The sequence below is a fragment of the Enterobacter vonholyi genome (genome assembly GCF_008364555.1).
GTDB lineage: Bacteria > Pseudomonadota > Gammaproteobacteria > Enterobacterales > Enterobacteriaceae > Enterobacter > Enterobacter vonholyi.
Genome location: NZ_VTUC01000001.1, coordinates 131,388 through 144,752 on the forward strand (window position 1 = coordinate 131,388; position 13,365 = coordinate 144,752).

Consider the following 13,365-nt stretch of genomic DNA (forward strand, 5'->3'; position numbering starts at 1 on the left):
AGACTCCGTTAGTGAATAAGCGGCTGCCAGAGGGTCATCAGCCCCTGCGTCAGCCCACCGCGCCAGCAAAGCGCATCGTGTCCGCCGTCAACCTGACGCCAGATAACCGGTTGGTGCGTGTGCAGTTCGGCGTAAATCGCCTGATTCGCGCGGAAGATGAGCGGCTCGTTGCGCCCGGCTTCAAGAATGATGCGTAGCCCGCGAGGGGATATTTCACCGGCTTTAAGTAGTTCGATTAACAGCCCGTCCTGCTGCCCGCCGCGGTGCGGCCACCAGTAGGAGCCGGACTGGCTGAGCACGCAACCAAAACGCTGCGGCCAGTTGAGGCCTGCATAAAGAGACGCGAGCCCGCCAAAGCTTTGCCCTGCGACCACCGTACGGTCGGCGCGGTCGCTGAACGGCGCGCTTTTTTGGACAAGGGGGAGAAGTTCTTCCTGCACCGCCAGCCAGAAATCGGGATTGCACGGCAGCTCGCGGTTGCGATGCTGCATGTCGATAACATCGATTAAGACGTAGACCGCAGGCGGTAATTTGCGCTCGGCGGTGAGAGACGCCAGCGCAGGCCAGACCGGCATGCTTTCGGCCCAGAACTGCCCGTCGAGCAGCACCGCCAGCGGACGTTCCGGGTTGTCGCCCCCGGAGGTGAAAATCCAGATGCGGCGGCGATTTTTCAGGCGCGCGCTTTCCCACTCAATGCAAATCGGAGGTTGATACGGCGTATCGGGATGATTCCAGCCCGGCTGAACCGGCGCGTCCGGCATCTCCAGCGCGGAGACGGCATGGCCGCGCCCGCCGCGCCAGCTCTGCGGATTCAGCGGGTCTGAAACCGCGTGCGGCAGCAGCTTGCGCCAGCCCTCGCGCAGCGCCATGCGTTCCGGCTGCTCGCCTTCAAACACGACGCTGGCAAAATCGTTTTCATTCACAGAGGGGATAAAGCAGTAGCTTCCGCGCCACTCGGGGCTGAACTCACCCTGCCACTGCCAGACGTCGGTATCGGGAATGCGTTTGAGGGACTGCGGACGGGCATTTTGGTGATGATCGGTCACGCCGGTGACGTAGAGCCAGACGCGTTTGATCGGTGACGTTGTTTGCGTTCCTGCCGGGTCACGCCACCAGAACGTGACGCGATATTTTCCCTTTTCCGGCTTCCATTCAGGCCCGTTTTTAGACTGCCACCACGCCTCACTTCCCGTTGTTAACGCCGTCACCCTTATAACCTCATGTTTAACAGTCTTTTTTGTTTCAGAGCAAATTTTATTGATAATATTATTGATAACTATTTGCATTTGCAATAGCGTAGTGCCCGCGCTGTGGGAAGCGCTCATAAAACAACCACAAAAGCAGGACGTACAATGAATAAGAAGATTCACTCTCTGGCCTTGCTGGTCAATTTAGGGATTTACGGCGTCGCGCTGCCCGCTCTGGCAGACGACAACACCGCCTCTGCGCAGCACGAAGACACGATGGTGATCACCGCCGCCGAGCAGAATCTGCAGGCGCCGGGGGTATCGACCATCACCGCCGATGAGATCCGCAAAAACCCGCCCGCGCGGGACGTGGCGGAAATCATCCGCACCATGCCGGGCGTTAACCTGACCGGTAACTCCACCAGCGGCCAGCGCGGGAATAACCGTCAGATTGATATCCGCGGCATGGGGCCAGAAAACACCCTGATCCTGATCGACGGCAAGCCGGTGACCAGCCGTAACTCCATCCGTCTGGGCTGGCGCGGCGAGCGCGACACCCGCGGCGATACCGGCTGGGTGCCGCCGGAGATGATCGAGCGCATCGAAGTGATCCGCGGTCCGGCCGCCGCGCGCTACGGCAACGGCGCGGCAGGCGGCGTAGTGAACATCATCACCAAAAAATTCGACGACCAGTGGCACGGATCCTGGAACACCTACCTGAATGCGCCTGAGCACAAGGATGAAGGTTCCACCAAACGCACCAACTTCAGCCTGAGCGGCCCGCTGGGCGGCGACTTCAGCTTCCGCATGTTCGGTAACCTGGACAAAACCCAGGCCGACGCGTGGGACATCAACCAGGGTCACCAGTCTGACCGAACCGGTGCCTACGCCGACACGCTGCCCGCGGGCCGTGAAGGGGTGGAAAATAAAGACATCAACGGCGTGGTGCGCTGGGACTTTGCGCCGATGCAGTCCCTGGAATTTGAGGCGGGCTACAGCCGTCAGAATAACCTCTACGCCGGTGATACCCAGAACACCAACAACGACAACAGCTCCAGCGGCCTGGTGAAGAAGAACTACGGCAAAGAGACCAACCGTATCTATCGCCAGAACTTCGCGGTGACCTGGAACGGCGGCTGGGATAACGGCATCACGACCAGCAACTGGGCACAGTACGAGCACACCCGCAACTCCCGTCTGGGCGAAGGGCTGGCGGGCGGTCTGGAAGGCCTGTTCAACAGTAATAAATTCACCGACACCGATCTGGCCGACGTGATGCTGCACAGTGAAATCAACCTGCCGATTGATTTCCTCGTTAACCAGAACCTGACGCTGGGCACCGAGTGGAACCAGCAGCGTATGAAGGACTCCACCTCCTTCACGCAAACCCAGCAGGGCGGCATCATTCCGGGCATGAGCAACGACCGCAGCCCGTACACCTCGGCAGAGATTTTCTCGCTGTTCGCCGAGAACAACATGGAGCTGACCGACAGCACCATGCTGACCCCTGCCCTGCGCTTCGACCATCACACCATCGTCGGCAACAACTGGAGCCCGTCACTTAACCTGTCGCAGGGTCTGGGGGATGACTTCACGCTGAAGATGGGGATCGCCCGCGCCTACAAAGCGCCGAGCCTGTACCAGACCAACCCGAACTACCTGCTCTACAGTAAAGGTCAGGGCTGCTACGCCAGCTCCGACGGCGTGGGCTGCTACATGATGGGTAACGACGACCTTAAGGCCGAAACCAGCATCAACAAAGAGATTGGCCTGGAGTGGAAACGCGACGGCTGGCTGGCGGGCGTGACCTGGTTCCGTAACGACTACCGCGACAAGATCGAAGCGGGCTACGCGCCGATCGGTCACACCTCGTCCGGTAAAGTGAAGACGGATATCTACCAGTGGGAAAACGTACCGAAGGCGGTGGTCGAGGGGCTGGAAGGCTCCCTGAACGTACCGGTCAGCGACACCATTAACTGGACCAACAATATTACATACATGCTGCAGAGCAAGAACAAGGAGACCGGCGATCGTCTGTCGATTATTCCAGAGTACACGCTGAACTCGACCCTGAGCTGGCAGGTTCATCAGGACGTGTCGCTCCAGTCGACCTTTACCTGGTACGGCAAGCAGCAGCCGAAGAAGTACAACTACAAAGGTCAGCCTGTGACCGGGTCTGAAAAAGACGAGGTCAGTCCGTACAGCATCGTTGGCCTTAGCGCGACCTGGGACATGACCAAAAATGTCAGCCTGACCGGCGGCGTGGATAACGTCTTCGACAAGCGCCAGTGGCGTGCGGGTAATGCCCAGACGACCGGGAACGCCACCACCGGCGCGTATATGTACGGCGCGGGGGCTTATACCTATAATGAGCCAGGCCGCACGTGGTATATGAGCGTAAATACGCGATTCTGATAAAGGCAACAACGCCTCCCTCTCCCTGTGGGAGAGGGCTGGGTGAGGGCATCAGGCCGCACTATTTATTGATAGAGGGGAAACCATGCACACCACCCACCGCACGTTCATTCTCGCCGGCCATACCGTACACCACGTCACCTTCGACCCAACCACCTTCACAGACGCCGATCTTCTCTGGCTCCCCCATCACGCAGAGCTTTCAAAAGCCGGACGCAAACGCAAAGCCGAGCATCTGGCAGGCCGCATTGCCGCCGCACATGCCTTACCTGAGCACACCGTCCCCGGCATCGGCCCCAGCGGTGAACCGCTCTGGCCGGAAGGCGTCTCAGGGAGCATCACCCACAGCGGCACGCAGGCGATTGCGGTTGCCGTGCGTTATCCAGACGCGCTTGTGGGTATTGATTGCGAAGCCATTCTTCCTGACCGTGAAGCCCGAGAAATCCAGGACGGCATCATTAATGCACAGGAAGCGATGTGCCTGACGCGCTCGGGCTACCCCTTTGCGCTGGCGTTGACGCTTGCATTCAGCGCCAAAGAAAGTTTGTTTAAGGCGTTCTTTCCGCAGGTGAAGACTTTTATGGGGTTTGAGTGGGCGAGAGTCACAGAGTTAACGGAAAAAACAATCACGCTGGCGCTTTCGCACCCGGCTGGAGACTATCCTGAGGGTAAACGCTTCACCCTCATCTGGCAGAATAATGATACGAGCGTGTGGACACTGCTAAAAGCCTGATGGCGCAACGCTTATCAGGCCTACAGTAAAGCGGTTTGTAGGCCGGGTAAGCGCAGTGCCACCCGGCATGAGGACAGCGGCGATGCCTTTATACGTTCTTCAGATCAAGGCTCAAACATCCGGGAACATCACGCTATTACCCGGCGCTTCCCTGTGAAGATGGATAAAGTTCAGGTGCCGTTCATACTGATCCAGGATGTCGGTAATCACCTGCTCCTTGCTGTAGTCCATCAAATCATTCCCCTGGCTTCCTTCCAGCAGGAAGGTCTCCAGCCGGTAGTAGGTCGACTTCCCGCTGCGCGCCCGGTAGGTAAACCCGGGCACCGAGTACTGCTGCGGCCAGATCTGGTAGACAAAGTTCTGCTCGTCGCCCATGTGCACCAGCAGATCCAGGTGCCCCAGGGTCTCGCCCTCCTCCGGCGGCAGATTTTTGAGCTCCACGTAGGCGCCACGCAGCTTAAGCTCCTGCGCCACCTCTTCCATCGCAGGGAAGCAGACGGTCTCCATCATCTGTTTGGTGTAGCGCGTGCCCGGGTAATTCATCAGGCGCGACAGGCGTTTCTTCCAGCTCAGCCTGTCCTGCGCCCCCATCGGACGCGGCGCGGTGTCGCGGCTGGCGCTGACGCGGCGGTAGTCTTCCACCTTGAGCGATTTATACAGCCCGGCCATGACAAAGAAGATGACGAAGCTGAACGGCAGCCCCATGATCACCGTGGTGTTCTGCAGCGCCGAGATGCCGTTGGTCATTAGCATGCCGAGCGTCAGCAGGCCGATGGCGACGGACCAGAAGATGCGCAGCCAGTTCGGCGCGTCGCTGTTGATGTCTTTGAGCTTCGAGGTGAAGTTGCCCAGCACCAGCGCACCGGAGTCCGCCGAGGTGACGTAAAACAGCAGGCCGGTGATGGTCGCCACGGAGGCGCTAAAGGTAAACGCCGGGTACTGCGCCAGCAGGCTGTAGAAGCCGCGCTCCGGGTGCGCCATCGCTTCCTGCGCGAAGGTTGCATTGCCGTGGATGATCTCGTGCAGCGCGCTGTTGCCGAAAATCGACAGCCACAGCAGGGTAAAGGTGAACGGGATAATCAGCGTGCCCATTACGAACTGACGAATGGTGCGGCCACGCGAAATGCGCGCGAGGAACAGGCCGACAAACGGCGACCACGCGACCCACCACGCCCAGAAGAACAGCGTCCAGTTGTTCATCCACTCCACCGGGCGGTCAAAGGCGAAGCTGTTCAGCGTCATGCCCATAAAGCGGTTCACGTAGTCGCCCACGTTCAGCACTAAGGCATTGAGCAGGAATGAGGTATCCCCCATAAACAGCACGAACAGGATCAGGCCCAGCGCCAGCGCCACGTTCAGCTCGGAGAGCACGCGGATGCCTTTATCGACGCCCGACGTCACCGAAATGGTGGCGATAATGACGGAGAGCGCAATCAGCGCCGCTTTCGCCGCCATCGAGTCCGGAATATCAAACAGCACGCTCAGCCCGTAGTTGAGCTGCACCACGCCGATCCCGAGCGTTGTCGCGATGCCGAAGATGGTGCCGATCACTGCCGCAATGTCGACGCTGTGGCCAATCGGGCCGTTAATCTTTTTACCGAAGATCGGGTAGAGCGCAGAGCGGATGGTGAGGGGTAAATTATAACGATAGCTAAAGTATCCCAGCGCCATGCCCATCAGGGCGTACATCGACCAGCCCGTCAGTCCGTAGTGGAAGAGCGTCCAGACCATCGCCTGGCGCGCGGCCTCCATCGTCTGCCCTGCCCCTTCCGGCGGCTGCATATACTGCGTGACCGGTTCCGCCACGGAGAAGAACATCAGGTCGATGCCGATGCCTGCGGCAAACAGCATTGCGGCCCAGCTCAGCAGGCTGAACTCGGGCTTGGACTGCTCAGGCCCGAGCTTTACCGAACCAAAGCGCGAGCAGGCAATGCAGACCACGAAGACAATATAGAGCGTCGCCGCCAGCAGGTAGTACCAGCCGAAGGTCTTCGACACCCAGTTCAGGGTGCGCCCAATCCACTCGGCAGAAAAATCACGAAAGAAGATCGTCGTCAGGGAAAACAACAAAATCAGCCCGGCGGACGTATAAAAAACGACCGGGTTGATTTTGTCTTTTTCTCTGTCCTGTGAAAGGTCTGTCATCCAGTATCCTCACTGTTTTTGTAACTATTAAAATCCAAATCCGCAACAATTAAGACACATTTTATATTGAACGTCCAATCAAAAACCGCTTTAATGTATAACCAAAGCTGATGAATGGAGTGGCAACAATGCCCAAAGTGGGGATGCAGCCGATCCGGCGCAGGCAGCTTATCGACGCCACGCTGGAAGCAATAAATGAAGTGGGAATGCATGACGCGACGATCGCGCAGATCGCCCGTCGGGCGGGCGTTTCCACGGGGATCATCAGTCACTACTTCAAAGACAAAAACGGTCTGCTGGAAGCGACCATGCGCGACATCACCGGCCAGCTGCGCGACGCGGTTTTGAGCCGCCTGCACGCCCTGCCGAACGGCAGCGCGGAGCAGCGTCTGCAGGCGATTGTCGGCGGCAATTTTGATGAAACCCAGACCAGCGGCGCGGCAATGAAGGCCTGGCTGGCCTTCTGGGCGAGCAGCATGCACCAGCCGATGCTCTACCGCCTGCAGCAGGTGAGCAGCCGCCGCCTGCTGTCGAACCTGGTGTACGAGTTCCGCCGCGAGCTTCCGCGCGAACAGGCCCAGGAGGCGGGCTACGGCCTGGCGGCGCTGATCGACGGGCTGTGGCTGCGCGCCGCGCTGAGTGGCAAACCGCTGGATAAGACCCAGGCCCAGTCACTGACCAGCCACTTTATCAGCCAGCATTTACCGACCGAATAACCGAGGAGAATTTATGTCCCGAATGGCAGAACAGCAGCTTTATATCAATGGTGGTTATACATCGGCCACCAGCGGTCGCACCTTCGAGACCATCAACCCGGCCAACGGTGAAGTCCTGGCGACCGTACAGGCCGCCGGGCGCGAGGACGTCGATCGCGCCGTAGAAAGCGCAACGCGCGGGCAAAAAGTCTGGGCGGCGATGACCGCCATGGAGCGCTCGCGCATCCTGCGTCGCGCCGTTGGTATCCTGCGCGAGCGCAACGACGAGCTGGCGAAGCTGGAAACCCTCGACACCGGTAAAGCGTATTCCGAAACCTCAACCGTCGACATTGTCACCGGCGCGGACGTGCTGGAGTACTACGCGGGGCTGATCCCGGCGCTGGAAGGCAGCCAGATCCCGCTGCGTGAGACCTCGTTCGTCTACACCCGCCGCGAGCCGCTGGGCGTGGTGGCGGGCATCGGCGCGTGGAACTACCCGATCCAGATAGCCCTGTGGAAATCCGCCCCGGCGCTGGCGGCGGGCAACGCAATGATCTTCAAGCCGAGCGAAGTGACCCCGCTCACCGCCCTGAAGCTTGCAGAGATCTACACCGAAGCGGGCGTTCCGGACGGCGTGTTTAACGTCCTGCCGGGCGTGGGCGCGGAGACCGGCCAGTACCTGACCGAGCATCCGGGCATCGCCAAAGTCTCCTTTACCGGCGGCGTCGCCAGCGGAAAAAAAGTGATGGCCAACTCGGCGGCCTCGTCCCTGAAAGAGGTGACGATGGAGCTGGGCGGCAAATCGCCGCTGATTATTTTTGACGATGCGGATCTCGATCTCGCGGCGGACATCGCCATGATGGCCAACTTCTTCAGCTCCGGCCAGGTGTGTACCAACGGCACCCGCGTGTTTGTTCCGGCTAAGTTCAAAGCCGCGTTTGAGCAGAAAATCGTTGAGCGCGTGGGCCGCATCCGCGCGGGCGATCTGTTCGATGAAACCACCAACTTTGGTCCGATGGTCAGCTTCCCGCACCGCGACAGCGTGATGCGCTACATCGCCAAAGGCAAAGAGGAAGGCGCGCGCGTACTGTGCGGCGGCGACATGCTGAAGGGCGAAGGCTTCGATAACGGCGCGTGGGTAGCCCCGACCGTGTTCACCGACTGCACTGACGAAATGACCATCGTGCGCGAAGAGATCTTCGGCCCGGTGATGTCCATCCTGACCTATGACACCGATGAAGAAGCGATTCGCCGCGCCAACGATACCGACTACGGTCTGGCGGCGGGCATCGTCACGACAGACCTGAACCGCGCCCACGGCGCCATTCATCAGCTCGAAGCGGGCATCTGCTGGATCAACACCTGGGGTGAATCCGCCGCAGAGATGCCGGTCGGCGGCTACAAGCACTCCGGCATTGGTCGCGAGAACGGCGTGATGACGCTGCAGAGCTACACCCAGGTGAAGTCCATCCAGGTTGAGATGGGTAAATTCCAGTCCATATTTTAACCGGGAGGTTTATTTGCAATTTGACTACATCATTATCGGGGCCGGCTCTGCCGGCAACGTGCTGGCTACACGACTGACTGAAGATCCGAACACCACCGTCCTGCTGCTTGAGGCAGGCGGGCCGGACTACCGCTTTGACTTCCGCACCCAGATGCCCGCCGCGCTGGCGTTCCCGCTGCAGGGCAAGCGCTACAACTGGGCGTACGAAACCGAGCCAGAGCCGTACATGAACAACCGCCGCATGGAGTGCGGTCGCGGCAAAGGGCTGGGCGGCTCGTCGCTGATCAACGGCATGTGCTACATCCGCGGTAACGCGATGGACCTCGACCACTGGGCGAAAGAGCCGGGTCTGGAGCACTGGAGCTACCTCAACTGCCTGCCCTACTACCGCAAGGCAGAGACGCGCGACGTGGGGCCGAACGACTACCACGGCGGCGATGGTCCGGTGAGCGTCACCACCTCGAAGCCTGGCGTGAACCCGCTGTTTGAGGCGATGGTGGAAGCGGGCGTGCAGGCGGGCTATCCGCGCACCGACGATCTCAACGGCTATCAGCAGGAAGGCTTCGGCCCGATGGACCGCACGGTCACGCCGCAGGGCCGACGCGCCAGCACCGCGCGCGGCTATCTGGATCAGGCGAAACCCCGTCCGAATCTGACCATCCGCACCCACGCCATGACCGATCGCATTCTGTTTGACGGCAAGCGCGCCGTGGGCGTCGAGTGGCTGGAGGGCGAAAGCACCATTCCGTCCAAAGCAACGGCGAAGAAAGAAGTGCTGCTGAGCGCCGGGGCGATTGCCTCCCCGCAGATCCTCCAGCGCTCCGGCGTGGGCAATGCTGACCTGCTGAAGCAGTTTGATATCCCGCTGGTGCACGACCTGCCCGGCGTGGGGGAAAATCTGCAGGATCACCTGGAGATGTACCTCCAGTATGAATGCAAAGAGCCGGTCTCTCTCTACCCTGCCCTGCAGTGGTGGAACCAGCCGAAGATTGGCGCCGAGTGGCTGTTTGGCGGCACCGGCGTGGGCGCGAGCAACCACTTCGAAGCGGGCGGGTTTATCCGCAGCCGCGAGGAGTTCGAGTGGCCGAACATTCAGTACCACTTCCTGCCGGTGGCGATTAACTACAACGGCTCGAACGCGGTGAAAGAGCACGGCTTCCAGTGCCACGTTGGCTCCATGCGCTCCCCGAGCCGTGGGCACGTGCGCATTAAGTCGCGCGATCCGCACCAGCATCCGGCGATCCTGTTCAACTATATGTCCCACGAGCAGGACTGGCAGGAGTTCCGCGACGCGATCCGCATCACCCGCGAGATCATGCACCAGCCCGCGCTGGACAAGTACCGCGGCCGTGAAATCAGTCCGGGTATTGACTGCCAGACCGACGAGCAGCTGGACGAGTTCGTGCGTAACCACGCCGAAACCGCGTTCCACCCGTGCGGCACCTGCAAGATGGGTTACGACGAGATGGCGGTAGTCGACGGCGAAGGCCGCGTTCACGGGCTGGAAGGGCTGCGCGTGGTGGATGCGTCGATTATGCCGCAGATCATCACCGGCAACCTGAACGCCACCACTATTATGATCGGCGAAAAGATTGCCGACGCCATTCGCGGGCGCGAGCCGCTGGCGAAGAGCACGGCTGCGTATTATGTGGCGAACGGGGCGCCGGTTCGCCGCTGAGGATATTTCCCCTCACCCGAGCCCTCTCCCTCAAGGGAGAGGGCATTTATCTTCCCACCCCAAATTTTTTTATTTTCCTGCATCCAGTTTCCACCCTCCCCTCGTATATGCATATGTGAGCAACCCCTTTGCTCCCTAATCCGAGGAAAGATGATGAAAAAGCTAACCCGTGTTGCATTCGTAACCAGCGCTTTACTCTTCTGTGCAGGCGCATCAGCAGCCATGACGTCAGGCTCCGTGATGGTGGGCGGAGCGGAAATGTACCCGAGCAAAAATATTGTTGAAAACGCCGTGAACTCGAAAGATCACACCACGCTGGTGGCCGCCGTCAAAGCGGCCGGGCTGGTGGATACGCTTCAGAGCAAAGGGCCATTCACCGTCTTTGCGCCGACCAATGCGGCGTTTGCAAAATTGCCTGCCGGCACCGTCGAGAACCTGGTCAAACCCGAAAACAAAGCCACGCTCACCAGCATCCTGACCTATCACGTGGTCGCCGGTAATTACGATATGAAAGCGCTGGAGCAGAAAATTAAACAGGGCGGCGGCCGCGCGGAGCTGAAGACCGTTAACGGTCAGCCGCTGTGGATCATGAGCAACGGCCCGCACAATATTCAGCTTAAGGATGGTAAAGGTAATGTGGCGAACATTAGCACTTATGACGTTCATCAAAAAAACGGCGTGATCGATGTGATTGATACCGTCCTGATGCCTAAGTAGTTGTCTATACTTCGGAAGTGTGACGTTGCCTTCCGGGAATAATATGGATAACGCGCTGGCTGAACAGCAGCTGAAATTAATGCAGGCGGTCGCAAACGGCGATCGCCGTGCATTTGAACAACTTTATCGACTCACATCGCCACACCTGTTTGCCGTCGCGCTGCGCATGCTGCACGACCGCGCATGGGCAGAAGAGATCCTTCACGACTGTTTTATCACCGTCTGGAGTAAAGCTGAAACCTACAACGCTGCACTGAGCTCCCCGATGACCTGGCTTACGCATATTGTGCGCAACCGGTGTATCGACTGGCTGCGCAGCGGGCAAACGCGGGCTGCCGACCGCGAGACGCCGTATAACGAAGCGCTTTTGCCTTGCGAGAACGATGAGCAGAATAACTGGCACGACGATGGGCAGGCAGCACGGCTCAGGCAGTGTCTCGAACATTTAAGCAGCGAGCAGCGCCAGAGCATTACGCTCGCCTACTATCAGGGAATGTCTCACAGCGACATTGCCGACTGGCTCCAGCAGCCTCTTGGCTCGGTGAAAAGCTGGATACGTCGGGCAATGGACCATCTTCGGGAGTGTGTCGGGCTATGAATGACGCAGAAAAACGCGACGACATGCTGGCAGCAGAGTATGCCCTCGGCACGCTGCGGGGAGGAGCGCGGCTTCAGTTCCAGAAACGGGTTGCCCATGAACCCGCCCTGGCCGCCCGCGTCGCGTACTGGCAGGAAATGTTCAGCACGCTGGATAGCCATCTTGTGCCCGTCCCTCCACCCGAGACGGTGTGGAAAAGAATCGCCCTCGATCTGCCGCCTAAAAAGCCTTTACGCAAAAGTCGGCCTTATGTCGGCTGGATGGTTGCAGCCTCACTCGCCGCCCTGGCGGTCGTTGCCTGGTATGCCACCCGAGCCCCGGAACTCGTTCCGCTGATGGTCCTCAACGATGCCCAACAGCACGGGGATTGGGTCGTCAGCGCGGACGCGAGCCGCCAGCACCTGAGCATTGCCCCTCTTCGACCAACTGCTGTCGCGGCGCAACACAGCCTGCAGCTTTGGCTGATCCCAGGCGGGCAGGCGCCGGTCTCCATGGGGCTGCTGCATAACGACATACCCACACGCGTCACCCTCCGGAACACAACGCTCCCTCCTGACGTCATGATAGCCATAAGCCTTGAACCAGAGGGCGGCTCGCCCACTGGCCTCCCGACAGGGCCGGTGCTTTACAGTGGCAAATTGTAATCCTCAGGCCCTGTTCGCAGGGCCGCTATTGTTAACCAATTTCATTTATATAATACCCTCGGTTACCTATAAAAATTAAATATTAGCCCGGCAATTAGTTTAATTATTAAAAAACGACATTGACAGACTCTTCCGCACTCCATTAAGTTTTATACGAACATCCTTTTATTCCTGATACACAATATATCAAAAACCGCGTTAATGAATTTGTCATTATTCATTAACGCTTCTCTGCCTTTTATTTTTTGCATCACTCAATAGCGAGATAAGATCATGAATAATAGTGCAAACAAAGTTGTTGTTATCACCGGCGCCAGCAGCGGTATTGGTGAGGCCATCGCCCTTCATCTGGCAGATAAACCTTTTTCACTGGTGCTTGTTGCCCGTCGTCTGGAGAAAATTAATGCCCTGGTGGACCGCATCATCCAGCAGGGTGGCCAGGCGATAGCCGTAAAAGCCGATGTCACCCGTCAGGAAGAGGTGCAGCGCGCCATTGACGCTGCCGTTGCCGCCTACCAGCGCGTGGATGTGCTGATCAATAACGCGGGCTTTATGGCTATCGCCCCGCTCAGCGAGCTGAAAACCGACGAATGGGACAAGATGATTGATACCAATCTGAAAGGGGTGCTGTACGGCATCGCCGCGGCTTTCCCGGTGTTCCAGCGTCAGGGCCGCGGGCATTTTATAAACGTTGCCTCCGTCGCGGGCATCAAAGTGCTGGCCCCTGGCGGCGTGGTGTATAGCGCCACGAAATTCGCCGTCCGCGCGCTGAGTGAAGGCTTACGTCAGGAGGCGGGTAAAACCATCCGCACGACGCTTATTTCTCCCGGTGCCGTCGAAAGCGAACTGCAGTTCGGCAGCTCTGATGCCCCAAGCAAACAGTTCCTGCATGAATTTTACAAGCAGGCTATTCCGGCTGACGCAATTGCCCGCGCGGTTTTATTTGCTATTGAACAGCCGGGCGACGTTGATATTAATGAAATTGTTGTTCGTCCGACGCAGGAAGAATTTTAGCCGGCGTTAAATAATGCTGAATGAGGTGTCAT

Annotated in this window: 11 protein-coding genes; 9 read left to right on the forward strand and 2 right to left on the reverse strand. The window is 58.9% G+C overall.

Translation table 11 applies throughout. The annotated features are described in order from the left end of the window. Positions 1–8 precede the first annotated feature (8 nt). Entirely contained in the window at positions 9–1,208 is a 1,200-nt protein-coding gene (gene fes, locus F0319_RS00675; protein WP_149366053.1) for an enterochelin esterase, read from the reverse strand. Between the two features lie 144 nt (positions 1,209–1,352). Here fes and F0319_RS00680 point away from each other — a divergent pair, with 144 nt between their 5' ends. Both F0319_RS00680 and entD read left to right on the forward strand, forming a co-directional pair. Further along, on the forward strand, positions 1,353–3,602 hold the full coding sequence (locus F0319_RS00680) for a TonB-dependent siderophore receptor (protein WP_115874453.1): 2,250 nt from the start codon (positions 1,353–1,355) through the stop codon (positions 3,600–3,602). 85 nt (positions 3,603–3,687) lie between these two features. Further along, on the forward strand, positions 3,688–4,335 hold the full coding sequence (gene entD, locus F0319_RS00685; protein ID WP_149366054.1) for an enterobactin synthase subunit EntD: 648 nt from the start codon (positions 3,688–3,690) through the stop codon (positions 4,333–4,335). Positions 4,336–4,446: 111 nt separating this feature from the next. Here the strand turns inward: entD and betT are convergent, their stop codons facing one another. Beyond that, entirely contained in the window at positions 4,447–6,480 is a 2,034-nt protein-coding gene (betT, locus tag F0319_RS00690; protein ID WP_029741651.1) for a choline BCCT transporter BetT, read from the reverse strand. Positions 6,481–6,608: 128 nt separating this feature from the next. Here betT and betI point away from each other — a divergent pair, with 128 nt between their 5' ends. The 7 genes from betI (at position 6,609) to F0319_RS00725 (ending at position 13,333) form a co-directional block, all read left to right on the forward strand. After that, positions 6,609–7,196 (forward strand): transcriptional regulator BetI, encoded by a 588-nt coding sequence (gene betI, locus F0319_RS00695; protein WP_111964437.1) that lies wholly within the window; start codon positions 6,609–6,611, stop codon positions 7,194–7,196. A 13-nt stretch (positions 7,197–7,209) separates the two neighbouring features. Continuing rightward, positions 7,210–8,682 carry a betaine-aldehyde dehydrogenase gene (gene betB, locus F0319_RS00700; RefSeq protein ID WP_149366055.1) on the forward strand — a complete coding sequence of 491 codons (1,473 nt, stop codon included), beginning with the start codon at positions 7,210–7,212 and terminating at the stop codon, positions 8,680–8,682. Positions 8,683–8,695: 13 nt separating this feature from the next. After that, positions 8,696–10,360 carry a choline dehydrogenase gene (betA, locus tag F0319_RS00705; protein WP_127729938.1) on the forward strand — a complete coding sequence of 555 codons (1,665 nt, stop codon included), beginning with the start codon at positions 8,696–8,698 and terminating at the stop codon, positions 10,358–10,360. Positions 10,361–10,513: 153 nt separating this feature from the next. Next, positions 10,514–11,077, forward strand: a complete 564-nt coding sequence (locus F0319_RS00710) for a fasciclin domain-containing protein (RefSeq protein ID WP_115874448.1) — start codon at positions 10,514–10,516, stop codon at positions 11,075–11,077. A gap of 43 nt (positions 11,078–11,120) precedes the next feature. Beyond that, positions 11,121–11,675: an RNA polymerase sigma factor gene (locus F0319_RS00715; RefSeq protein ID WP_115874447.1), complete on the forward strand. Its 555-nt coding sequence runs from the start codon at positions 11,121–11,123 to the stop codon at positions 11,673–11,675. Beyond that, positions 11,672–12,319, forward strand: a complete 648-nt coding sequence (locus tag F0319_RS00720) for an anti-sigma factor (RefSeq protein WP_149366056.1) — start codon at positions 11,672–11,674, stop codon at positions 12,317–12,319. Before F0319_RS00715 ends, F0319_RS00720 begins: the two co-directional genes overlap by 4 nt. A 273-nt stretch (positions 12,320–12,592) precedes the next feature. Next, positions 12,593–13,333 carry an SDR family oxidoreductase gene (locus F0319_RS00725; protein WP_111964443.1) on the forward strand — a complete coding sequence of 247 codons (741 nt, stop codon included), beginning with the start codon at positions 12,593–12,595 and terminating at the stop codon, positions 13,331–13,333. Positions 13,334–13,365: the final 32 nt, after the last annotated feature.